The organism is Stenotrophomonas sp. NRRL B-14846 (genome assembly GCF_050473585.1).
GTDB lineage: Bacteria > Pseudomonadota > Gammaproteobacteria > Xanthomonadales > Xanthomonadaceae > Stenotrophomonas.
Map to the genome: position 1 here is coordinate 2,476,379 of NZ_JBFLUN010000022.1, position 20,306 is coordinate 2,496,684.

A 20,306-nucleotide genomic window follows, 5' to 3' on the forward strand; every position below is an offset into this window, starting at 1 on the left:
CCCGTCCGCAAGCGCGTTGGTTCCGAGACACGGCGAGCGGCGGATCGGCCCTTGCTACCGGGGTCGTCGTCGCACCGCAAGAGCTGCAGACGTTGCAGGCTGCACTCGCCTCCCGCCAGCCGGTGGGGAGCAGCTTCCAGGCTGACGTTGCCGAGTGGATGGGCCAGTGCTTCCTGCCGTCGCTCTACAGCAACATGACCGAGCGCGGCGACCGCCTGCTGGAAGAAGTGCTGGAACTGCTGCAGGCTCACGGCTACGACAAGGCGCGCGTGCCCACCCTGGTTGACTACGTGTTCGGTCGCCCGGACGGCGATCCGGCGCAGGAGGTCGGCGGAGTCATGGTCACCCTGGCCGGCTACTGCTGGGTGGCGGGCCTCAACATGCACACTGCTGGCGACGCCGAGCTGGCTCGCATCAACCAGCCCGATGTGATGGCGAAGATCAGGGCGAAGCAGGAAGCCAAGAACGCGCTGCACTTCGACACCCCGCTGCCGGGCAGCGCCGATGCATCCGTGCCTGCGCAGGCCTTGGACCTGCCCTACTCGCTCGATGCCGACCCGGCAGGTATCCGCGCCCGCGTGTGCGACGTGATCACCGGCACGTTGATGGTCGGCGCGCAGGGCCACACGCCGCCGCCGGCCGGTCACTGGGCTGAGCCGTTCTGGAAGGCGGCGCGTGCCGATGCGGCTGCGCAGCCCGTGGACCTGGGGCAGATGCCGCACGGCATCCGCCTGGTCGAGATCCCACGTCGCAATGGGCTCGATCCTATCAACGTTTTCGTGCAGGACTACGAGCTGGGGCGTGGCCGAATCGTGGTGACCTGCTACGGGCAGGCATGGTGCGGGTTCTGGGGCGCTATGGGCGACCGCACGGTGATGCAGTTCGTTGCCGCGTGCGATGCCGACTACGTGGCCGGCAACATGCTGAGCGGGCGACATGAGCACGTGAAGAAGCATGAGCGCACCTACGTGGAGCGCATCGCCACCGAAGTGATCACAGAGTTCCGCACCCTGCTTGCCCCCAAGGCGGTGACGCTGTGATTCAGCTCATCGCACCGAAACGGCCGAAGGCCGGAGCTGGTTGGATCCAGCAGCCCAATCCCCCGGCCTGGGTGTCCCTCGGATATGACGCGCTGGCGTTCCGCCATCCGGCGCGAGGCTTGACGGTGTTCTCTGCCGTCGAAGTGGCTTCCGATCCGGGCGACATTTCCAAGGGCCCCGAGTATCACATCAGCATCAGCCGCGACGGGAAGCGCTGCAGCGCTGCTGACGCGCGCCAAGTGATCGCTGATTTCGACATGGATGGGGCGGAAGAAGACAACCATGTGCCCAACGGCATCGTCCGTAACTGGTGGCGTCCCGTCGCTGAGCATCTGGTCGGCATCGAATGCCACTGCAAAGAGAGCGAGCCGAAGATGGTCGAGGACAAAGGCGATTACATTTGGCGCGGTGTCCCAGGGGGCGGCAGCCATGGGTAACTTCTACGGACACATCCATCTGGACGTGCGCGGCGCGCTGAAGAACATGACACGGCGCGAGCTGGCCGCGATGTTCACCGAATCCAGCACCGGCAGGAAGCTCAACGCCGATGAAGCAAAGGACGTGCTGCTGGATCACCTCGAGGCGGGCCACAAGGTCATTCCGCTCGGCCCCGCCTGCGAGGGCTTCGACTACGCCGGCGGCGGTTGCCCTGGCCACGAGGAGCAGAGCGATGGCTGACAACGCGCCTCTGGTGCTGGACCCATGCTGTGGCAGCCGAATGATGTGGTTCGACCCCAGCGACCAGCGTGTCCTGTTCGGCGACCTGCGGCACGAAACCATCACGGTGATCGACCGCACCCACCGCGCCGATGGCACCCGCGTGCTGTCCATTCACCCGGACTGCATGCTGGACTTCCGTGCTTTGCCCTTCGCCGACGGCTCGTTCCCGCTGGTGGTGTTCGATCCGCCGCACCTGGTGCGCGCTGGCAGAGACAGTTGGCTGGCAGCCAAGTACGGCCGGCTCAGCAAGGACTGGCGTGCGGACCTGCGTGCGGGCTTTGCGGAGTGCTTCCGCGTGCTTCGCCCCGAGGGCGTTCTGATCTTCAAATGGTCCGAAGTCCAGGTGGCCACGCGGGACGTGCTGGCCCTGACCGATGCAATTCCTCTTTTCGGCCATCCATCCGGCAAGCGCGCCGGCACGCACTGGATCTGCTTCATGAAGGAACCTGCCAATGGCTGACGGCTCCCGCTCACCCGACATCCGCGTTACGCGGACCAAGACACGAATCCGTCCGGCCCTCATCGGCGACCTGTTCTGCGGAGCCGGTGGCCTGTCGAATGGTGCCAAGCGCGCCATGCGACAGCTCAATCGGCCGGTGAAGCTGATCGGCGTGAATCACTGGCCGGTCGCCATCGAGACCAACCGCCGTAACCATCGGGAAGACGCTGACCGCATCCACTGCGCTGATCTGGAATCCGCCCTGCCGCTCTCGCTGGTGCCCGAGGGGCGCCTCGACCTGCTCATCGCCGCGCCCTCATGCGTGTTCCATAGCAGGGCCCGCGGCGGCCGTCCTGTGCACGATCAGCAGCGCATGGATCCGTGGCACGTGGTCCGCTGGTGCACCGAGCTGCGTGTCGCGCGCATCCTGGTGGAGAACGTGCCGGAGTTCATGGACTGGGGCCCGTGCAGCCTGGTTACCGGCCGGCCCATCCCGAGCCGCAAGGGCGAATACTTCCGCGCCTGGGTAGCGGCGCTGGAAGCGGTGGGCTTCAAGGTCGACTGGAAGGTGGTCTGCTGCGCCGACTATGGCGACCCGACCACCCGCCGTCGCTTCTTCCTGATCGGTCGGAGCGACGGGAAGCGCCTGACGTGGCCCGAGTTCACTCACGACCGCGTGGGCGGTACCGACCTGTTCGGCACCCGCCAGCGGTGGCGTGGTGCACGTGAGGTTATCGACTGGACCATGACCGGCAAGAGCATCTTCCACCGGAAGAAGGCGCTGAAGCCGAATACCCTTCGCCGCATCCTCGCGGGCTCCGTGAAGTACAACTGGCCCCAGCCCTACGTCGACGCCGTGCAGGCGCTCCTCGACGGCAGGCAACCGCGTCTGGTGTTCACTCGGCAAGAGGCCGTCGAGCTGGGCTTGGTCCACGCCGACTCGATGCTGCTGAACCTGCGCGGCACCAGCGAGCAACACCTGCAGTCCGCTTCTCGGTCCACGGACGAGCCCGTGCCGACCCTCACGGCCGGCGGCACCCATGTGGGGCTGGTGCTGGCGACCAGCAGCGGCGGCGTAGCCCGCGACCTGGACCAGCCCTTGCCGACCATCACAACCGGCGGCGCGGGCAGCCAGCGCCCCGGTTGTGCGCGGCCGCAATTGGTGGAACCCATCATCGTCCCGACTTCGAACACCAGCAGCGCGGGCGTGCCCCGCTCGGTGGCCGAGCCGATACGCACGGTGACCACCGCCAAGGGCGGCGACCAGGCGGTGGCTATGCCGCTGGTGGCGCCGTACTACGGCGGCGGATCAGGGCTCACCGCGTCCTCGATCGCGGAGCCCGTGCCGGCGGTAACGACCAAGGCACGGTTCGGCCTGGCCGAGCCTGTGCTGATGCGCGCCGGCCATGGCGACAGCGACGGCCGCGATCCTGCAAGTCGAATTCTGGATGCCAGTGATCCGGTACCGGCCCTGACGGGATCCAACGAGGTCGCGCTCGCAGAGCCTATTGTGATGCGCGGGAACGTCGGTGCTGGCCGGGTCCGCGACATGCGTCCGGTGAGCGATCCGCTCGCCACCATCACCACATCGGAGTCGCTGGCACTCGCCCAGCCCTTCCTGGTGCCCAATTTCGGTGAAGCGCCGGGGCAGACTCCACGCACGCACAGCGTCGATAACCCGATGCCCACGGTTACCGCGAGCGGGCATGTGCAGCTCGCTCAGCCGGCCGCCGAGCTGGCCGACGAGGTGGTGATCGACATCAACTACCGGATGCTGCACTGGCGCGAACTTGCCCGCGCCACGTCGTTCGATGACGAGGGCGAGGTCTACGACTTCGCCGGTACCGCCACCGAGATCACCAAGCAGATCGGCAACGCAGTACCGAACCGCACGGCGAAGGCCCTGGTGATGAGCTTGATGAGGGACGCGGCATGAAGTGCGACAACGAACAGGGTCCACCAGTCATTTCTGCGGTGGTGTTCGAGGGCATCACGGTGGTGGGCGCCGACGGCCGACCTGCATCGTTGGCAGTGTTGGACGCGGATGGCCGCGTGCTGGCTGCCGGTCCGGAGGTGGCGAAGGCTGCGTGGGAAGCATCGGTACTGGCCTACCGAAACTTCCTGATCGGCGAGGGCCACATGCGGGTGCTGCAGAAGCCGGGCGCGAAGAAGTGACCCGGCAGCAGGAGTATATTTTAGCGATCTTTAGGGCAGCCAAGGCTGACGAAGCCGACTTTGGGGTTCAGCTGGGACATGGAATCGCGGGACTCTGGGGGCCTGGGCCCCTGCCGGCATGGCAGGGGTTCCTGGGGGCCGGGGGCCTGAAAGGGCGCCAGTATACCGGGGTTCGGGCCAGGGCCCTGAATCGCCGCTCCCGCCTGCGGCGCCTGGCCCGTGAACGGTCAGTACCCGGTCACGTCCAGCACCACCGCAACCAGGTCGCGGAAGTCCGGCCGACCTGGCTGCGGCGTCTCGAACATCATCGACCAGTCACTCCAGATGCCATCGATGAAACCCAGCTTCAGGTGACTGCTGTCACCGGCGATCACACCGGCACGGCGTGTCATCCAGCGGGCCTGCCATCCACCGTGCAGGCGCTGGTTTTCGATCAGCTCCTGCCAGGGCGCTACCAGGAACGCGACCGCATACTTTCGACCGGCGGGTACCGGAATGATCCGATAGATCCAATCGTAGGAGTTCGTGTACTCGATCAGCTCGACCACACGCGCGTACTTGAAGCCGGACCAGAACGCACATTGCCCGGCGCCATTGAATACCTGCAGGCCCGCACGGGCGTCTGCGGGAATCACACGATCATCGGCAAAGTGGTAGCTGCGATCATGACTTTTCGCGACCAGATGGACCTGTGGCCACCTGGGCTCGTAATCCACCAGCCGCAGGCACGAGAAATCATCGCTGATCTGGATGCCATTGCCATCGTCGAGGGTTGTTTCGAAGTACGCCATCACCAGGCCACAAGATAAAGATAGGCGCCGTCGCCGGCGGACCAGGAAACCCGGTTGCCACTGATCGTGACGCCCCTCCTGGAGCTTGAGCTTCCGGTGAACCCACCGGCGTTGATAAAGGCACGTATCGTGCCCTGGGCGCTGGCGTTGACTTCGATCTGCCCTGGCCCCGCGCCGATGGGAATGACCTGCAACGTGCGGAAAACGCGAGTAGCCAGGTCTATTTCCGGTTGGCCGGCAGCGTCCCATGTCTGCAATCCCGCGGGCATTTTTCTTTCTCCTTGAAAACACGGGGGCGCAGGCGGCCCCCTGAAACGGGCGGCGGCAACCCGCCGCCTGACAATCGCCCGATCTCAGCCAGCGACTGCTTCAATGGGCAGCGCTTCTTCGACCTCGATCGCCTCGAACCGGTACAACGCGCCAAACTTCAAGGCATACGCATCCAGCGGCGATACCGGGATCACCATCTGCGGAAGAAGGTTGTCGCCCTCCGGCCGGAAATGCAGATTGACCACCCCCGACTGCTCCACTGCGCGGGTCAGCAGGACGAGACGTGCATTGAACTTCATGTTGGATCTCCAAAAAAAGGGGCCGCATCCACCGGCGGCCCGAACGGTTTTCATGCAAGGCACCCACCGCGACGGGCAGGCGCGAGGTTCACCACACGCCCATGCGCACACGCAGGCGTCCGGCTTCGTCATAGACCCGCCAGTTGCCATCGCTGTACTCGGTGCGGCGCCCGCCACCGGGCGCACTGACACTGAACGCATCGGCCACCACATCGAAACGCGAGACCTGGCCACTGGACGCCAGCTGCACGCCGCCTACCCGGCCGTCGGCACGAACGTTCACCGACCATTGCGCGGAAGACTCGGTGCCTCCAGCCGACCAGGTGGGGGGGGCGGTTGCCGACGCATCCACCTGGCTCAGCATTGGGCGGAACATCCAGAAGTACGGCGTGGTTCCACCGGTACCGATCACGATCACGCGGAAGCGAGCGAAGGATGCTGTGGCGGGCGCCTTGGTGATCAGGAACGTCCGCGTCAAGCGGTCGAGCGTGATCGGCGTTCCGGTATCGCTCCTCACGCCAGGGCTGTGCACCAGCCCCAGGTGGTTGCCGGCCGCATCGAAGAACGTCATCTCCAGCTTGACTTCCACGCGATGAGTATTGATCCAGGCGGACGCGCAATAGGTCTTGCCGCCCTCGATGGCGATGTCGTACTCGGTTCCCCACCACGCGATTTCACCTGCCGCGACGACGCCAGGTGTCACTGAGCCCAGTCCGGTGATGCCCTTCGGATGCCAGCTGTCATCGCCGGTGGGATTGCCCAGCTCGGACCAGCGGCCGTTCGGATTGCTTCCCCAGCCCCACCCCGAGCGCTGCCAGAAGGGGAACGTGGTGTTCATCAGCAGGTTGCCGCCGGCGCCCAGGTTCTTGACCTGCGCCTGCATGCTGGTCACTACGGCAGCGTCCGCCTTGCCGCCCAATGAGGCCTGCACGCCGTCGACCCGCCCGGATAGTGCGGTCAGCTGCGTACCCTGCTGGCTGACCTGGCTTTTCAGCTGCGAGAAGCCGCTGGCCGAGACGTCGCCCACCTGGGTCTTGAGCTGGGTCAGGTCACGCGCCGTGGTGTCCAGCTTGCTGCCCTGCTGGCTTACCGAGGTGCTCAGCCCACTGATGGCCGAGGCATTGGCATCGTTGGCCACCTGGTCGGTGATGTCGTAGACCTGGACGCTGTCCACCCGCACCTGGCCGTTGTCGGGGTGAGCATAGATGTTCAAACGCCAGGCATCGATGCCGCTGTTGAAAGCATCGAAGTCGAACGATCGGGTCTCGAACGCCTCTACTGCGAACACCGCACGCAGATCCTGATAGGACTGCTGGCCGGCCGCATTCTTGCGATAGATCCGCACCAGCAGATTGTTGGCACCGCCAGCACCGCAGGCACGGACGATCACCCGCAGGCGGCGCGCGCCGTTGATCGGCACCCATTTGCCACCGTTGGCCTGCAGGGTCGGATTCACGTTCGTGTAGCGGTTGAGCAGCACACCTGGGCGTCCATCACCGTTGACCGTGCTCCACACCGCGCCATTGGCGGCCGCCGATGCCGTCCAGCCACCCAGCCCTTCGGCGAAGTCGGGATTGGGCAGCAGGCCGCTGCCGGTGTTGAGTACGCCCTTCAGCCCACTGGACAGGTCGGTGATCTGCTGAGCCTGCGCATCGACCTTCGTCCCCTGCTGATCAACCTTGGTGGTCAGCGCGGTCACTGCAGTGGCCGCGGCAGCGGCGCTCTGCTGCGCGGCGTAGGCGTCGGTGACATCGATCATGCGGATGTCGTCCACCTGCACGCGCACGCCCACTTCGCGCGCACCGCTTCCTCCCGGGATGCTGACCAGCATCCGCCACTTCGCCGCAGACGCGGCGGTATTCATGTAGCCGCTGACCTTGGTCCAGCCATCCTTGCGCAGGGAGGCCAGTGCGTAGGCCTGCAAGGGCCACGAATTCTCCGCGTTGGCTTCGTTCGTGGTCTGCCAGCCCACCCGGATCGAGCCACCGGTCGGCTGGATGCTGTCCGGATGCAGGCGCGCGTAGTACTCCACATAGATGCGGCGATTGCCGGTGATGGGGGTCCACTGGCCGAAGTACATGTCCGCATTGGTGTTCGGGCTGGTATTGGCCGCGACATTCACATCCAGACCGCGCTCGCCGGTCCGGCGTGCATCGGCGCGGGCGGTGTAGATCGTGCCCGCCGCACTGCCCAGCAGCTGGCCGTCCTGGAACGTTTCGAACGCACCCAGCGGGAACAGGCTGTCGCTACCATTGAGGACCGATTGCACGTCCGACTGCAGCTTGACCACACTGGATGCACTGCTGGTGACACGATCGCCAAGCTGCACCACGTCGCTGCGCAGGTTGGCGATGGCCGTCGCGTTGCCGGCGATGTCCTGCGCATCGGTGATGTCGTAGAGCTCGACCCGGTCGAACAGCACCTTGCCGCCCGCGTTGGTCAGATGCACCTGCGGCATGATCTCGTTGCGATCCTGCGCGGCAGACCATTCGGCCGTGTAGGTTTTCCAGGCTGCATCGGACAGGTTCAGCGTCACGTCGGCATGGCTTTCGCCCCCTCCGCTGGTCCGCACGCGCAGCCGGCAGACCAGGGTGGCCGTCGCATTGTCGAAGGCGCGGGCGATCATCACCAGGCGGTACCGCCGCGACCTGCCGGCAACCACCAGCAACCACCGCGCATCATTGGCCGTGATGAAGGGGTTCTGCCCGGCCTGGGGACCATGCGTCATCAACAGTGCGTCACCACTCTGGCCCGATGCCTTCACCCACTCCACGGTGTTGGCCGACACGGTGCGGGTCAACGTCCACCAGGCGGCACTGCCAGCGAAGGAGCTGTTGCGCAGCACGTTGTCGCTGCTGGTCACCGAGGTCTCCACCCGCGCGGCCAGGCTGGTCAGGCTGTCGGCGGCGGACACCAGGTCGGTACCGAGCTTGCTGACGTCGGTGCGCAGCCCGGTCAATGCTTCCGCATTGCTCCGCGCCGCACGATCGAGCATCGACGAATCCTGCGATCCGGTCGGCACGCCATTGAGCACGGTGACGGTCATTTCCACCCACATGCCGGTACGGCCGGTCTCCGGCAAGGGCGACAGGATCTGCCTGCCACCGCCGGCGCCGCTCCTGCGCCGCCCGATCATCACCAGCATCCGCGACCCCGACAGGGCCGCCAGGTTCTCCTGTGACAGGCCCGCATCCAACAGGCGGGTGCGCAGGCCGCCGGTGTCAGCGTTGCTGGCGCTGCTGATCGCCCCGACTGCGTCGGATGTGTAGGCAATGAAGTACTGGTTGTCCTTCAGCGTCTGGTCGTACCAAGTGTTGAAACGGGCCGACTCGCTCTGCAGGTTGCCATGGGTATCGAACACCGCCGTATCGGTGATGCTGTTGTCCGCATTGATGATGCCGACCCGTAGCCCCCGATTGGCGCCCATGCCCGGCACGATACTGCCATTGGCGCGGTATACACCCGATGCGCGGGGGCCACCTGTAGGCGAGGAAGCGATATGTGCGTTGGCGATGATGTTGTAGGCCACCATGTTGCCAATGCCCGAGGCCAGCCGCGTGACGTTCTCGGCGGCACTGGCCAGCTTGCCATCGATCTGTTCCACCTTGGTCGACAGGCCGCTGACCGCCGCAGCGTTCGCGTCGACATCGGTTACATCCTCCACCCACAGATCGTCCAGCCACAACGTGCCGGCCGTGCCATTGCGATTGATCGTGACCTTGATGCCCTGCACCGTTCCCGTGGGCGGCAACGTCACAAAGGTCTCGGTCTTGACCCAGTCGGCCGATTTCGGGAACGACTGCGTTGCGCCGCCCATCAGGTTGCCGTTGTGGTCGGCGACGCGCAGCTTGGTGTTGTCGGCGGTGCCGTCGAAGTCCTCGCTGGTCCGCGTCCAGCACGACACTCGATAGCGACGGCCTGCGGTCAGGGTGATGACGCGCCCCTCATTGACCGCGGCGCTGACCACCGTACTGCTTCCCCCCGCGTAGGGCTCCGCCTTCCAGCACAGACTGTTGCCGCGCCCCTCGCGCACCACCGATGCCGCGGTGGTGTTGAAGAACGTCCAGCCGGTGCCAGCGCCCAGGTTGAAGTCGCCATTGAGCGCGAGGTTGCTGCCTGCGCCCATCACCGCCTCCATGCGGCTCTTCAATTGCACCAGGTCCTGGCTGCTGCTGGTAACCCGGCCATCGAGCTGCCCGACTTCGGTCTTCAATGCATTGAATGCGCTGGATCCGATCTTGTCCCCCATCGTGGCATCAAGGCTGTCCACGCGCCGACCCAGCGCGGTGTCAGCGGTCACCATCGCCTGCTGCAGGCTGCTGACACTGGCACTGGTGGCCAGCGCACCGGTGCCTGCCGGCATGCGTGCCTGGAGTGCCTGGATCGACTGCGCGTTGACCTGGTCGCCACTCAGCCGCGCGGTCTTCTCGGCCGCAATCAGGCCCTGGCTGACCCCCGCCAGGTCACCGCCCTCGTAGCTGCCCCGCATCTGCACGGCCAGCGATTCGCGCCGGCCCGCTTCGCTGCTGTCTGCCGCGACGCGTGCAGTGGCTTCGTCCTGCAGCATGGCCACCGACGCACCCGGCGTCGGGCGACCGATCGCCACCCAGTCCAGCAGGAAGTAGTGGGCGTCGGTCTGCGCCTTGGACAGGTCCAGGCGGATCTGGTCGACGACGGTACCGTTCCACGGAATGTTGTCCACATCCAGCGTCGCGATGCCGTTGCTGTCATAGCTTGGCTCCGCGAACTGCACCATGCGTGCGTTGTCCCACGACTGGCCGGGACCGTTCCACAGCAGGCGCCCGTCCCAGGCAGGACTGCCCACCTTGCGGATGCGCAGCTTGACGAAGCGATGCGCCGCGCCTTGGACATCCTGGCCGCGCGGGCTGGTCACGAAGGCATCGCTGGCATGGTTGGCCGGGCGCAGCCAGCCCTCCACCAGCGTTGGACTGCCACCGTTTGCCCCCCACCCTTCGACGCTGCTGTCGAAGTACCAGATGCGCTTGCTGTCGAACTGCACGCCACTGCCCGCCGACAGCTGGCTTACCATGCGGGTGAGGTTCTCCACATCCGACCGGCGTTCGCTGGTTTCGCGGGTCACCGCCGTGGTCAGCTCGGTGCGGGTATTCAGATCGCCGGCGGCGCGGTCCAGCACTTCGCGTGCAAGGCCATCGGTGCTGGCCTTGAGCGCCAGGGCTTGCTGGTCCAGCCGTTCGGCCTGGCCGGCAAGCCGTTGGGCGTTGGCGGTGATCTGATCCTGCAGGCGCAGCGATTCGCTGCGCAGCGCCTCGGCGGCACGGGTGGCGGCGGCCAGGTCGCTGTCGATGCGGGCGTTGATTTCCTTGCCCAGGTCCTGCTTGACCGATTCGACCACACCGCCGATTCCCTCCAGCGTCTGCCCGGTGTTGCGCCCCAGCGCGCGCCGCAGGTAGCGGGCACCGGCGGACAGCACGCCGGCGGTGTTGCGACTGCGGCAGGCGAATGTCCAGCTGCCCGCCTCTGGCAGTACGGCTTCGATTGCGGAGGTGAAGAAGCCACCGGCATCGCCCAGCGGGGTCATGTGCTCCCACAACGGGTTGTCGATGCTGCCGGCGGTATAGCGGATCTCCACGCCGGCGAAATCAGCCGACTGCACGGTGTCGCTGGAGAAGCCCCACACATAGCGGCGCACGCCACCGCTGAGCTCTTCGATGTCGAACAGATCGACCAGGACCGGCGGCGCATCAGCACCCAGCGTGGTGTACTGGGTGGACACGGCAACGCCGGCACGGCCATCGAGGCTGTACGGACGAACGACCACCGGATAGGTGCCCGCTCCGGGAATCGCCCAGCTCGCCGACCGCGTGGTGGTGCGTGCCACTTCCTCCAGCGCAGCATTGCCGTCTGGATCGGACAGGACCCGCGTTTCGCCGGCCGGGCCACTGATATCGAAGCTGGCCTGCAGTTCGGTGTGCATGCTGCCACCGCGGCTGACCTGGCGCTCGACCACCTTCAGATTGCTGGCCACCGGCCGGGTCTGCAGCGAGGATTCATTCGACGGCGGCACATATTGGCCAGTCCGCACGTAGTGCCAGAACTCGGGCCCCTCCTGCACCACCTCCACTGCGGCGCCCTTCAGGTCACCTTCCGGGCGGATGCCGGTCACGCGCACGCGGGTACCCGGCGTCTGCTTGAAGTCGTAGATCCAGATCGTGTCGTGTGCAGGATTGCCGTCGTTGTGGCCCGGCAGCGGTGCATCTGCCGGCCACGGATCGGCCAGCACCAGCCTGTCACTTGGCTCCGTGCCCGGAACCACGCGCAGTACGCGGTAGACACGCTCGCCTGGAATGCGCAGGCCGATGAACGCACTGCCCAGAGAGGGTGCCGGGACCGTCTCGTCCAGTTGCAGCGTGGCAACGCCTGCCGCGTCGACGGCGGCACCGATCAGGCGGCCACCGAAGCCCCACTGGGTCAGGTCGTGCTGCAACGCCAGCACTGACAACCGCGAGTAGGCCAGGTGCTCGATGTCGGTGCTGTAGCTGATCGACTTGTACTGATAGACGCTCTGCGCCAGATGCCAACGCGCCAGCATCGCGGCATGGGCTTCGGAACTGACGCCCTCACCGGTGATCTTGGCCGGATTGAGCATCACCTCCACGCCCGGCGCCGGCACGCGCAGCGTCGCCGCCTTCCAGGTTCGACGGTCCAGGTAGCTGTACTCGATGCCGTCGGCAGCATTGGCCAGGGTGTAGTCAACCTGGAACTGGCCCTTCTTGATCGTGGCCATGTTGACCACGCCGGAAAGGGGCTGCTCGTCGGCCGCCCAGGCCACGCCCAGCCGGCCCTTGGCCCAGGTCACCTGGCCGAAGCCGGCCAGCGCGATGGCGTCGAGCACTGCCTGGTGGCTGCGCACCTCGGTCAGCCAGTAGTCATAGCCCAGCGCGTTGTCCGCGCAGTGCAGCATGAAGGCTTTCAGGCTTTCGATATCGATGCGGCGGTCGGCCATGCCCAGGCCGGCGATGCGCTTGCCGTTCTCATCATGGATGCCACGCGCGTAGGCCAGGATCTGCGCGCCCGGGTTGCTGGTTTCCTCGGTCACCCAGCCGGCCGCTTCGCCCTTCCACACCGGGATCGGTCGTGAATGGGCCACACAACGGATCTCATCCGGGGTGCCGTTGAGCTGGCCGGACGCCTTCATCTGCAGGCCGATGGCAGGAATGCCGGCATGGCTGGCATCGTCGCGCTGCACGCTGACCAGCGTGGTCCAGGTGAAATTCGCCTGCGCGCCGCTGCCGTCGGTGTTCTGCCCGGCCACGCGCACGCGTACGTCGTACTGGCCCAGTTCCACGTCGCGGCCGTAGCTGACGCGGCGCGCCTTCTGCGTGCGTCCCACTACGCTGTAATTGCCGAACGATTGCCAGGCATCGGAGCCGACCGGCCGGTACTGGATCTGGATCTGCTCGCGGTTGTCCTTGTCCTTGCCCTTGGACGTGGTATCCCACAGCCGGAACTCGATGTTCACCTGCAGGCGCAGAGATTCGGCGGAGCTGGTGCGTTCCACCCACGGGCTGGCCACGTGCTTGGCATCGCTGCCGGTATCGAGCAGCTGCGCACCTTCAATCACATCGGCGTTGCTGTACAGCGGAATCGCTTCGTCGGGCATCTGCGGGAAGCCGCGGAACCAGGTGCGCACGCCTTCGTAGCTGGACAGCGCCGAATCACCGTTCTGCAGGGCCTCTACCCGGCCAACGTTGATGCCCGGGCTGAGGGTCAGGCCGACGTACTGCTCATCGCCTTCGAACCAGGTATAGGGGCGGCTGATCAGGTCCGGCGCGAGGCGCGTGGAACCGAACAGCAGGCCCAGCGGTTCATAGGCGCGCACACGGTTGCGCGGCGCTGCCAGCGAATACGCAGTGTCGGCGACACCGCCGCCACCACCCGCACGGGGGGGCTTCGGGCCCAGCACCTTGTTGATCAGCACGCTACCGGCTACGTATACCGCCGACGCCAGCGCGGTACCGTAGGTGGCGCTGAGCCCCGCAACGGCGCCTGCGCCCCAGGCGGAACCGGCCACCAGCGTGCCGATGCCGAAGGTGAAATAGGTCAGCGCGATCATCGCCACCAGCGGAATCACGGCCTTGCCCACCACGCTGCGCACTTCGATCAGCTGGCCATGGCGCGGTCGCACCTGCATCCACTGCTCGCGCGGCACCTCCAGCCCGTCCACGCAGACCTGCCATGCGCGGCCATCGAGCCCGTCTACATGGCGCATGAGGAACGCGTACAGGCTTTCACCCGGGCGCAGGTCGACCGGCACGTTGCGCTGGCCATCCAGCAGCACTGGGTGCGGGGTGATGATGAGGCGGCCGTCGACCGCCGGTTGTGGTGTCAGTTCCATGCGTAGTATCCCTCGATCCTCAGCCCAAATCCGGGCAGGTCACGAACGCGGTGCAGCACGCTGCAGCCGTTCGTTTCGTTGCTGTGCAAGACCCAGCCCTCATGGGCCAGGAAAAAGAAAACCCCGGCATGGCCGGGGTTGTGTTGTCCGCGTTCGATCATCAGTACCAGGTCGCCGTCCTGTGGAGGGCCCTCGCGAGGTACCGCCTGCGCGCGCGACAATGCGCCCAGCTCGGCCGAGCCGCGCCGCCCGCGCGGCCGGCGTCCGGGCAGTGCCACTTCACGGGCGAACAGCGCTCGCTGCACCTGCATCACCAGGTCGGCGCAGTCGTACGCCGCTTCGTCATAGGGGATGCCCACCCATCGCTCGACGTCGACCAGGCGCATCAGAAGATTCCCGGCAACGTGAACGGATTGGCATGCAGCAGCACGGCCTGCTGGCGCATCAGGAAGTCGACACCACACTGGGCACTGACCGTGCGCGTGTTGACCGACACCTGGGTCATCGGCAGGTCGTACTCGGCCTCGATGGCATCCGGATCGGCGCGATCGGTCAGCATCAACCGTGCGGTCACCATCTCTCCGGGGACCAGCCCTTCCAGGTCCTCGGTGAGTGCGCGGCCGATGTTGTCGATCACCAGCTGCGCGCGCGGTGCCTGTCCACTGACATCGTCGGGAAGCTGGAAGCCGAACGGTGCGGCAATGAACTCCCTGCCGTTGCTGGTCCAGTTGACGTTGTCGTTGACGATCCGCAGTACCTCCGGCATCGACGGTGCCGACACTTCCAGCAGCATCAGCGGTCCCTGGGTGTCGGCCAGGCGCTGGCGGCGCTCATGGAACGAACTCATCGCATGTACTCCAGTACAAGATCGCGCTTGGAGAAGCGGAACCGGGTGTTCAGTGGCACCAGGCGGCCGATGCCCTGCGGGAAGCGGGCGCTGATCGGCTGCCCGGTCCGCGGGTGCTCCATCGTGAACCAGCCAACGCGACCGACATCGTGCAGGTACCACTCTTCGAATGCCTCGGCGTCAGCCGCGGTGCGAAACTGCACCGAGGCGTACACGTTCTTCATCACCCGGCTGTTGAGCGCGCGCATCTTGCTGGGGCCGCGCTCCATCTCGGTCCGTTCTTCCGAGGCGACGATCTCCTCGCCGTAATCCGCAAAGCGGATTTCTGCATACTCTGGCCAACTGCTCATCCCACTGCCTCCGTCCACCCGTATCGGGCCCGTCCAATGGCGCCCAGCTCACCACCGTTGAGGCTGTCGCCCACGATGTCGATCACCAGTCGCCGCACTTCGCTGCCATCGGGCATGCGCTGCCGCTCTTCCCGGGTGTTGACCCGGCTTTCGCCGTAGTTGTTGATTTCCACATTCATCCCACCCTCGCCGGCACGGGCGATCGGTACCTGCACATAACCCCCGCTGTCACCACCGGACAGACCATTGCCGGTTCGCAGCGACGTGCGCAGGGCGAAGAATGCCGATGGGCCGCCGAGCGCAGCCATGTCTTCCTGGCTGAGCACGCCCTCGCCCTTGTGGACGATGCCGGCCGGCTCGTACTTGCCCCCCGGGCCGGTGTAGCCGCCGATGGAAAAGCCGGTGATCTTCGGCCCGAACATCTGCCCGATCGAACTGATCAGCCCACTGACCATCTGCTTGGCTGCCACGCGCGCCAAATCGGCGATGATCGAATCGGCGAGGTCGGAGAAGGACAGCTTTCCGGTCTGGGCAAACTTGACCAGACTGTCTTCCAACCCGCCCAGTGCATTGCTGAAGACGCCGTGGCTCAACTCGGCGGCATTGGCTGCGGCATCGGCATAGTCCTCGAACGCCCGCATTGCGCCGTTCTTCCAATCGGACTGGTATGCCTTCTTGTTCTCCTGGAACGCGGCCTCGCGTTGCAGTGACTGTTCATGGAATGCATCGAGCTCGGCCAGCTGGGCTCTGTAGCGCTCCGACTCGATGACCTTGCCGTCTTCACCACGCGACTCGTCGTCCAGCGCACGCTTTCGATTGTCCCGGTCCTCATCCAGTGCGGAACGGCGTTGCATGCGATCCACACCCGCTGCGCCATGGCCGATGGCGAACAGCTCCTGGTCGTGTCCGCGCTGCTGTGCCTGCGCCGCCTGCTGGAGCTCCCGCTGCAGCTTGAACAGGTCCTGCTGGGCCTTCTTCGACGCTTCAGCGGCCGCCGCCTCCTTGGCCAGGGCCACTGCGGCGTCCAGCGAGGCCTTCACCCGCAGTTGCTTCTGCTCGCTGAGCTTCTTCTCGGCATGCTCCATCTCGTCAAGGAGGGTGACCTGCAGCTTTTCCGCCTCTGTCATCCCCTCCTTCAGCTTCTGGCGCACCCGGTCCTGGGAGATCTGCTTCTCGATGCGATCCATCAGCCCGGCGTACGCATCAGCCTGCTCGTTCACGCCCCTGACCGACTGCTGGGCAGCCTGCTGCTGTTCGCGGAACTGGGCCTTGCGTTCGATGTCGGCCTTCTTGCGCGCGGCGTCCCTGTTGAACTCGGCGCGCTGGGCCGGGTTCATCTTGTCCGGGCCACCGTTGGCGTTGATCTCCGCACCGCGCTCAGCCATCCAGGCCGCATATTCGCCACGGGTCAGCCGGATCCACTCGACCTCGTCCCGCCACGCTTCTCCGCGCATGCTGCCCAGCATGCCCGAGATCGCCGAACTGGCCTGCAGCGCCTCCCAGCGTGCCGACCCCAACTCAGCCTTGAACTGGGCCAGGGTTTGGTTGTCGAGATTGTTGACGGCATCCTGGATCCGCTTGAACAGCTCTGGATCCACAGAGTTGCGGATCTGTTCCTGCAGTGCCTCGAACTGGCGCCGTACAGGATCTGTCTTGCCTTCGAAATCCTGCAGGGCGTCCTTCGCGGCCTTCAGCCCTGCGTAGTCGGCCCCCGCGCTCATGCCGGCGCCTTCCCGTGCCGACTGCTGGCCGTAGGCCACGCGTCCTTCCCAATGGGTGACTGACCCTTCCAGCGCTCGCTTCTGCGCTTCGAGCTCACGCATTGCCTTTGCCTGCTCATGGAGCGCAGCGACACCGGCTTCTATCGGCAGGCTGCGATCCCGCAGACCCTTGCCGACTTCATCCATCGTGAACGACATCAGCTTCAGCGACTGCATCTGTTCGTTGAACTCGGCGCGCGCACGTTCGGACGCCTTGACCATGTCCACGTACGCTTCGCCCAGCTTCTGCACCGACGCGATGGCGATACCCCATGGGCCACCGGCGGCCATCAGCAGGCCGTTGCCCAGCTCCTTCAAGCCGCTGCCGAGCACATCGCCGCCAGCGTTGGCCTTTGCCTTTGTCCCGGCCTTGCCCGTTGCGCCCTCCGGTGCCGCATGCACGCGCGCAAGCGCGGCGGCCGTCCGCTCGGCCTCCGCGCGCAGTGTCTTGAGATTCTGCGTCGCCAGGCGACTGGCCTCCGCCATTGCGGTACGGAAGCCCGTCGTGTTGACCCGCAGTACTACGTCTAGATTCTGGTTAGTGGACGCCATACGCGTTCCTCCAAGAATGATGAGGGGCCCCGCAGGGCCCCAGGTTCGATTGCATGCCACACATCGGAGAAGCACTGCCCTGCCCCGCCCGGAATCACGCCGCAGCGTTGCGTCGCGATGCGCTGCCGAACAGTTCCAGCAGCTGCTGCGAGCGCTCCTTTGCCGCCTTCTCCGGCGAAGTGCGGGGACGCACCAGCAGGAAGTCTTCGGCAGTGGTCGTATTGCCATGCACCTGCGCCAGCACGCTGGTCAGCTGGGCGAGCATCCCCTGCAGGGGCTGGTCCAACGGCTCCAGGCGTGCGAACGCGTACATCTCCGAGAGCTGGCGGGAAGTCACTCCCGCCAGCAGGTGGTCCGGATGCGGGAGGCCCAGCCTCCACGCGATCCGGAACTGAAGCCGGCGCTCAGGCCGGCGGATCAGTTTTTTTCCAGCTCTCCCACGGCCGCATCGCCGAGCGCATTGAGCGTCTGTGCGATACGGAACACGCGATCCAGCGCTGCGGCCGATTTGGTGCCCAGCTGGGCCACCTCATGGTCGGAGAACAGGCGCTCGCCCATTTCATCGACCAGGCACAGGCCGACGAATCGCGCACGGAAGTCATCCACCTTGGGCGTGTCACCGCCGTAGGTGTCCTGCTCCCAGCGATCACGGTCGCGGGCCGACATCATCGCCACGCGCACGTTGCCGCCCCATTCGGGTACGGCGACGTCCTCGTGCCGGCGATCCTGTGCGTCCAGGATCTGCTGCTTGCCCAACAGCATCACGGGGTGCCGCCAGCGGCCACGGTGACCAGCGCGAACTCACGCGGCAGCAGGTCCGCAGTGAAGGTCAGCACCTGGTTGGTACCCGGGGCCACGTTGAAGGCGGCGACCTTGGCGACGAAGGTGGCCGCATCGCCGGTGGGCAGCACCATCAGGAAATGCAGGTCGGCATCCGGATCGGCGTCGCGCAGGATCTCCTGGCCTGCCGAGCTGCCGACCGGCCAGCGGTGGCCGGACACCTGCACGGCCTGGCCGCCGGACAGGCCCGCGATGTTCTCCATCTGCTTCGAACGCAGGTTGGTGGCATCAAGGGTGTTGGCCTGGCCGCGGCCGAACGGGAAGGCAGTCAGGCCGTCGATTTCGGTATAGCCGGCCGGATTGTTCGGCGCGGTCGGGGCGGTGCCGGCCTTCACGTACAGCGCGGAGTCCTGGGCGGAAATGGCTTGATTGATGGACATGGTGTTGAATCTCCTGGAAATGAAAAAGCCGCCTTGCGGCGGCTGGGGTTCGGGGTGATCAGGCTCGGGGCTGCCTGCAGTGGGTCATCGTGGCTGGCCCGTCACAGCCACCGGTTGCGCGTTGCGATCGGCAACACGCGGACAACAAAAAAGCCCCCGGCTCGCGCCGGAGGCTTGTATGTCATCGTGGCTGAAAGCTTAGGCTGCGGGTGTGCACCGGTCAATGCAGAAACAGCCCTCTGCACCGCCTTGGGAACGCACTGCGGCAAGCCCGCAGCCGCCCGATCCGGCACAGCCGCTGACGCCGCGCTAACCGGCGCAGCACCGACAATGCAGCTCTGTTCCCAGCAACGAGGAAGATGACGATGGCCGAGTGGATCACCCTGGATACGCATCACGGCCCGGTACGGGCCTGGCAGGCCCTGCCGGAAGGCACCGCGCGCGGCGGCCTGGTGGTGGTGCAGGAAATTTTCGGCGCCAATCCGCACATCCGCGGCGTGGCCGAGCGCTTCGCGGCCGAGGGCTATGCGGTGCTGGCGCCCTCCTTCTTCGACCTGCTCGACGGCGCCGACGCCGATCCGGACGCCTTGCCCTACGACGCCGAGGGCGTGAAGCAGGGCCTGGAACGGGTCGGTGCGTTGGGCATGGAACGGGCGCTGGAGGTGGTCCGTGCCGCGGCAACCCGGCTGGCGCCCTACGGCAAGGTCGGCACGGTCGGCTACTGCTGGGGCGGCACGGTGGCGATGCTGTCCGCACTGCGCCTGGGGCTGCCGTCGGTCAGCTACTACGGTGCGCGCAACGTGCAGTTCCTCGACGAGGCGCCCAAGGCCCCGGTGATCTTCCACTTCGGCGCCCAGGACCGCAGCATTCCGCCGGAAGCGGTCCAGGCCCACCGCGAGAAGCTGCCGCAGATGGCTACCTACGTCTACCCGGCCGATCACGCCTTCAACCGGGAGGTCGGACATGCGTATGATCCAGACAGCGCCGCCCTGGCGCTGCAACGCACCCTGGACTTCTTCTCGGAGCATCTTGGATGAGCGAATTCGAACTCGATTCACGCCTGGCCACCGATAGCGTGCTGGTGGCCGAAGGACCGTTGTCGCAAGTGCGGCTGATGAACGACGAACGATTCCCCTGGCTGGTGCTGGTACCGCGCCTGGCCGGGGTGACCGAGTGGATCGAGCTGGACGGCGAGCAGCAGGACAAGCTGCGCACCGAGCTCAACCGCGCCTGCAAGGCCCTGAAGGGCGCCGACGGGGTGGAAAAGATCAACATCGGGGCGCTGGGCAACATCGTGCGCCAGCTGCACTTCCATGTCATCGGCCGCCATGACGGTGATCCGGCCTGGCCGGGCCCGGTCTGGGGCAGCGGCCCGGCGCACCGTTACGAGCCGGCGGCGCTGGACCAGCATGTCGCCTACTGGAAGGAACGGCTAGGATATCCAGCCCAGTCCTGAGCCTTCGCCG

At 66.1% G+C, this 20,306-nt stretch carries 19 protein-coding genes; 8 read left to right on the top strand and 11 right to left on the bottom strand.

Going from position 1 to position 20,306, the window contains the following annotated elements; all coding sequences use genetic code 11:
• The first annotated feature begins 92 nt into the window (after nucleotides 1–92).
• From AB1281_RS13765 to AB1281_RS13790, 6 genes are all read left to right on the top strand, one after another.
• The gene (locus AB1281_RS13765) at nucleotides 93–1,040 is read left to right on the top strand and encodes a hypothetical protein (RefSeq protein ID WP_430346177.1); all 948 of its coding nucleotides are present in this window, start codon (nucleotides 93–95) and stop codon (nucleotides 1,038–1,040) included.
• Nucleotides 1,037–1,477 carry a hypothetical protein gene (locus AB1281_RS13770; protein WP_099527662.1) on the top strand — a complete coding sequence of 147 codons (441 nt, stop codon included), beginning with the start codon at nucleotides 1,037–1,039 and terminating at the stop codon, nucleotides 1,475–1,477. The genes AB1281_RS13765 and AB1281_RS13770 overlap by 4 nt, the downstream gene beginning before the upstream one ends.
• Nucleotides 1,470–1,718: a hypothetical protein gene (locus tag AB1281_RS13775; protein ID WP_099527663.1), complete on the top strand. Its 249-nt coding sequence runs from the start codon at nucleotides 1,470–1,472 to the stop codon at nucleotides 1,716–1,718. Before AB1281_RS13770 ends, AB1281_RS13775 begins: the two co-directional genes overlap by 8 nt.
• Before the next feature lie 106 nt (nucleotides 1,719–1,824).
• On the top strand, nucleotides 1,825–2,220 hold the full coding sequence (locus AB1281_RS13780) for an SAM-dependent methyltransferase (RefSeq protein WP_430346178.1): 396 nt from the start codon (nucleotides 1,825–1,827) through the stop codon (nucleotides 2,218–2,220).
• Nucleotides 2,213–4,135 carry a DNA cytosine methyltransferase gene (locus AB1281_RS13785; RefSeq protein ID WP_430346179.1) on the top strand — a complete coding sequence of 641 codons (1,923 nt, stop codon included), beginning with the start codon at nucleotides 2,213–2,215 and terminating at the stop codon, nucleotides 4,133–4,135. Before AB1281_RS13780 ends, AB1281_RS13785 begins: the two co-directional genes overlap by 8 nt.
• Nucleotides 4,132–4,374, top strand: coding sequence for a hypothetical protein (locus tag AB1281_RS13790; RefSeq protein WP_180853795.1), 243 nt, complete (start codon nucleotides 4,132–4,134; stop codon nucleotides 4,372–4,374). The genes AB1281_RS13785 and AB1281_RS13790 overlap by 4 nt, the downstream gene beginning before the upstream one ends.
• Nucleotides 4,375–4,601: 227 nt before the next feature.
• On the opposite strand, the gene AB1281_RS13795 is transcribed toward AB1281_RS13790, so the two are convergent.
• From AB1281_RS13795 to AB1281_RS13845, 11 genes are all read right to left on the bottom strand, one after another.
• Nucleotides 4,602–5,165, bottom strand: a complete 564-nt coding sequence (locus AB1281_RS13795) for a hypothetical protein (RefSeq protein ID WP_313413012.1) — start codon at nucleotides 5,163–5,165, stop codon at nucleotides 4,602–4,604.
• Nucleotides 5,165–5,434, bottom strand: coding sequence for a hypothetical protein (locus AB1281_RS13800; protein WP_430346180.1), 270 nt, complete (start codon nucleotides 5,432–5,434; stop codon nucleotides 5,165–5,167). The genes AB1281_RS13795 and AB1281_RS13800 overlap by 1 nt, the downstream gene beginning before the upstream one ends.
• An 84-nt stretch (nucleotides 5,435–5,518) precedes the next feature.
• The gene (locus AB1281_RS13805) at nucleotides 5,519–5,734 is read right to left on the bottom strand and encodes a hypothetical protein (protein WP_430346181.1); all 216 of its coding nucleotides are present in this window, start codon (nucleotides 5,732–5,734) and stop codon (nucleotides 5,519–5,521) included.
• Nucleotides 5,735–5,822: 88 nt separating this feature from the next.
• Nucleotides 5,823–14,111, bottom strand: a complete 8,289-nt coding sequence (locus AB1281_RS13810) for a host specificity factor TipJ family phage tail protein (RefSeq protein ID WP_430346182.1) — start codon at nucleotides 14,109–14,111, stop codon at nucleotides 5,823–5,825.
• On the bottom strand, nucleotides 14,102–14,497 hold the full coding sequence (locus AB1281_RS13815; RefSeq protein WP_049445594.1) for a hypothetical protein: 396 nt from the start codon (nucleotides 14,495–14,497) through the stop codon (nucleotides 14,102–14,104). The genes AB1281_RS13810 and AB1281_RS13815 overlap by 10 nt, the downstream gene beginning before the upstream one ends.
• Nucleotides 14,497–14,958, bottom strand: coding sequence for a DUF1833 family protein (locus tag AB1281_RS13820; protein WP_430346183.1), 462 nt, complete (start codon nucleotides 14,956–14,958; stop codon nucleotides 14,497–14,499). Before AB1281_RS13820 ends, AB1281_RS13815 begins: the two co-directional genes overlap by 1 nt.
• A complete protein-coding gene (locus AB1281_RS13825; RefSeq protein ID WP_014037988.1) occupies nucleotides 14,955–15,308 on the bottom strand; it encodes a hypothetical protein in 354 nt (117 codons plus the stop codon). Before AB1281_RS13825 ends, AB1281_RS13820 begins: the two co-directional genes overlap by 4 nt.
• Complete coding sequence (locus tag AB1281_RS13830) at nucleotides 15,305–17,620, bottom strand: phage tail tape measure protein (protein ID WP_430347003.1); 2,316 nt, start codon at nucleotides 17,618–17,620, stop codon at nucleotides 15,305–15,307. Before AB1281_RS13830 ends, AB1281_RS13825 begins: the two co-directional genes overlap by 4 nt.
• A gap of 94 nt (nucleotides 17,621–17,714) precedes the next feature.
• A complete protein-coding gene (locus AB1281_RS13835; protein ID WP_233490795.1) occupies nucleotides 17,715–17,957 on the bottom strand; it encodes a phage tail assembly protein T in 243 nt (80 codons plus the stop codon).
• 80 nt (nucleotides 17,958–18,037) lie between these two features.
• Nucleotides 18,038–18,382: a hypothetical protein gene (locus tag AB1281_RS13840; protein WP_430347004.1), complete on the bottom strand. Its 345-nt coding sequence runs from the start codon at nucleotides 18,380–18,382 to the stop codon at nucleotides 18,038–18,040.
• Nucleotides 18,382–18,840 carry a hypothetical protein gene (locus AB1281_RS13845; protein WP_014037992.1) on the bottom strand — a complete coding sequence of 153 codons (459 nt, stop codon included), beginning with the start codon at nucleotides 18,838–18,840 and terminating at the stop codon, nucleotides 18,382–18,384. Before AB1281_RS13845 ends, AB1281_RS13840 begins: the two co-directional genes overlap by 1 nt.
• A 365-nt stretch (nucleotides 18,841–19,205) precedes the next feature.
• On the opposite strand from AB1281_RS13845, the gene AB1281_RS13850 reads away from it, so the two are divergent.
• Nucleotides 19,206–19,877, top strand: coding sequence for a dienelactone hydrolase family protein (locus AB1281_RS13850; RefSeq protein WP_014037993.1), 672 nt, complete (start codon nucleotides 19,206–19,208; stop codon nucleotides 19,875–19,877).
• Nucleotides 19,874–20,296, top strand: a complete 423-nt coding sequence (locus AB1281_RS13855; RefSeq protein WP_014647910.1) for an HIT domain-containing protein — start codon at nucleotides 19,874–19,876, stop codon at nucleotides 20,294–20,296. The genes AB1281_RS13850 and AB1281_RS13855 overlap by 4 nt, the downstream gene beginning before the upstream one ends.
• The last annotated feature ends 10 nt before the right edge of the window (nucleotides 20,297–20,306 follow it).

Coding starts and splice junctions, on each gene's coding strand:
- AB1281_RS13775 (WP_099527663.1), top strand. CDS start 1,470: ATGGGTAACTTCTACGGACACATCCATCTGGACGTGCGCGGCGCGCTG.
- AB1281_RS13785 (WP_430346179.1), top strand. CDS start 2,213: ATGGCTGACGGCTCCCGCTCACCCGACATCCGCGTTACGCGGACCAAG.
- AB1281_RS13790 (WP_180853795.1), top strand. CDS start 4,132: ATGAAGTGCGACAACGAACAGGGTCCACCAGTCATTTCTGCGGTGGTG.
- AB1281_RS13795 (WP_313413012.1), bottom strand. CDS start 5,165: ATGGCGTACTTCGAAACAACCCTCGACGATGGCAATGGCATCCAGATC.
- AB1281_RS13800 (WP_430346180.1), bottom strand. CDS start 5,434: ATGCCCGCGGGATTGCAGACATGGGACGCTGCCGGCCAACCGGAAATA.
- AB1281_RS13805 (WP_430346181.1), bottom strand. CDS start 5,734: ATGAAGTTCAATGCACGTCTCGTCCTGCTGACCCGCGCAGTGGAGCAG.
- AB1281_RS13810 (WP_430346182.1), bottom strand. CDS start 14,111: ATGGAACTGACACCACAACCGGCGGTCGACGGCCGCCTCATCATCACC.
- AB1281_RS13815 (WP_049445594.1), bottom strand. CDS start 14,497: ATGCGCCTGGTCGACGTCGAGCGATGGGTGGGCATCCCCTATGACGAA.
- AB1281_RS13820 (WP_430346183.1), bottom strand. CDS start 14,958: ATGAGTTCGTTCCATGAGCGCCGCCAGCGCCTGGCCGACACCCAGGGA.
- AB1281_RS13825 (WP_014037988.1), bottom strand. CDS start 15,308: ATGAGCAGTTGGCCAGAGTATGCAGAAATCCGCTTTGCGGATTACGGC.
- AB1281_RS13830 (WP_430347003.1), bottom strand. CDS start 17,620: ATGGCGTCCACTAACCAGAATCTAGACGTAGTACTGCGGGTCAACACG.
- AB1281_RS13840 (WP_430347004.1), bottom strand. CDS start 18,382: ATGCTGTTGGGCAAGCAGCAGATCCTGGACGCACAGGATCGCCGGCAC.
- AB1281_RS13845 (WP_014037992.1), bottom strand. CDS start 18,840: ATGTCCATCAATCAAGCCATTTCCGCCCAGGACTCCGCGCTGTACGTG.
- AB1281_RS13850 (WP_014037993.1), top strand. CDS start 19,206: ATGGCCGAGTGGATCACCCTGGATACGCATCACGGCCCGGTACGGGCC.
- AB1281_RS13855 (WP_014647910.1), top strand. CDS start 19,874: ATGAGCGAATTCGAACTCGATTCACGCCTGGCCACCGATAGCGTGCTG.